The following is a 1,995-nucleotide window of genomic DNA, read 5'->3' on the forward strand; positions in this document are numbered from 1 at the left end:
GAAATAAATATGTCAAATTGACATATTTATTTCTTGGGACTAGCTTCCTTTTTTGTGACAATACTAAAAGTGATATCTGATAGCTCAGTATGTGCTTTGATAAAGCTATTGATCTCATCAAGTGTGACGGACTCGATCTTGTTTAACTGTTCTTTACTAAAATCAAGTGGTCTTCCGTAGTAATAGTCATTATACGCACGATGAAGCCTCTGAGAAAGTGTTTCTGTACGTAAAGGCTCAGATCCAAGTAAAAAATTCTTTGTATCGTCAAGCTCTTTTTGTGTGATACCTTCTTTGACAAAAGTATCTACCACTTCTTGTATCAGATCTTTTGCCTCATCTTGTGTACTTAGCTTTGTTTGCATATATCCGCTCAAATAAGAAACCGGTTTTGTACGTCTAAGTGAGGAATACACCCCATAAGTAAGCCCACGTTTTACACGTATCTCTTCCATCAAGCGTGAACCAAAACCAGCTCCTCCAAGAAGATACTCTGCGATCTTTGCTAAGTACTGGTCTTTTTCCTTATAGCTATAATTAAATGGTGCACCAAAATAGATATAAGCCTGTTGTGTATCTTCATCGATGAGTACTACTTCTTTTTTATCTGAAGCTTGAATAATTTTTTCTTCTTTCTCTTCAACTTTGGGTAAAAGTGAAAGAAGCTTTTTCATATACCTTTGTGCTTCATCAAATGTAATGTCTCCACCCACAACACCTATGGCATTGTTGTACCCTAAATGTGTAGAAACATGTTTTTTAATATCTTCTAACGATATACTTTCTACACTCTCTATCGTTCCATCATAAGGTCTAGCTAAAACAGTATCTTTAAAGAGTGTGGAACGCAAAGAAGTACCTGCAATATAGTCAAAATCACTCTTCTTTTGTGTCAGCCAACCTATCTTTTGATGTTTGATCTGCTCAAGTGCTTCTTGTGTATAATTTGGGTCTTTTAAAAGTTCTTCCAAACGTTCTACTGCATAGGGAAATTCACTTTTTAATGAAGAGACCTCTATCACAAAACTATCACGTCCTACATGTGCCCCGATCTCTACTGCATGTGCATCAAGTTTTGTCGCAAAACCTACACTTCCCTCTTTAGATGTACCTTCATTCATGAGCCTTGCAGTCATGTCTGCTAAACCATCTTTGGTATTACTCAAATGTCCTGCATTTGTAAAGATGAGTTGGATGGATACAATAGGAAGGTACTTCTCCTCTTCAAATACAACAGGTACTTTGTGTTCTTTAATCTCTATCTCTTTAACTGATGCTGCCATCAATGCTCCTTGTAGTGCTATCAATAATAAAATAATTTTCTTCATATAAAATCTTTAGGTTTTTATTTACTCCAAAGGAAATACCTTTAGTATAATCCAGTATTAACAATCAAAAGTTTAAAAAGATGCTTTAACGCATGTTTTTTAATTTTGAACTTTGCTTAAAAAACGTCCTATCAATAGTATCGTTCTAAAATCTCATACGCAGTATTACGTTTTGCAGGTTTTTCACCCACATCAGAGATGAGTTTGATCATCTCTTCCTGATTCATCTCATTCTTAGCTCCAGCAGCTGAAACTACGTTCTCTTCCATCATCGTAGAGCCAAGATCATTGGCACCAAAAAGAAGTGCCATTTGTCCTATGTAAGAGCCTTGTGTCACCCATGAACTCTGTATATTTGGTACATTATCCAAAAAAAGCCTCGCTACTGCCAAATAACGCAGATAAAGATTTGAAGAGGTTTTTGTGATCGTTGGCAATTCTCTTTTGAGCTGTGTATGGTCACTTTGATATGACCACATAATAAATGCTCTAAACCCTCCGGTTTCATCCTGAAGCTGACGTACATAATCCCAGTGTTCCACTATCTCACGTGTCGTCTCTACCGTACCATACATCATCGTAGCCGTTGACTTGATATCGAGCTTGTGTGCCTGTCGGTGCACTTCCAGCCATTGATCTTTATCGTGTTTTTTAGGGGCTATAATGT

The 1,995-nt window shown here is 36.8% G+C and carries 1 protein-coding gene and 1 pseudogene; both read right to left on the bottom strand.

Going from position 1 to position 1,995, the window contains the following annotated elements; translation table 11 throughout:
• Positions 1-26 precede the first annotated feature (26 nt).
• A complete protein-coding gene (locus WBM70_RS02030) occupies positions 27-1,283 on the bottom strand; it encodes a M16 family metallopeptidase (RefSeq protein WP_424556852.1) in 1,257 nt (418 codons plus the stop codon).
• 176 nt (positions 1,284-1,459) lie between these two features.
• Positions 1,460-1,995: pseudogene (locus WBM70_RS02035) on the bottom strand (dehypoxanthine futalosine cyclase); the annotation flags it as partial.

This window comes from Sulfurovum sp. (assembly GCF_049668085.1).
GTDB lineage: Bacteria > Campylobacterota > Campylobacteria > Campylobacterales > Sulfurovaceae > Sulfurovum.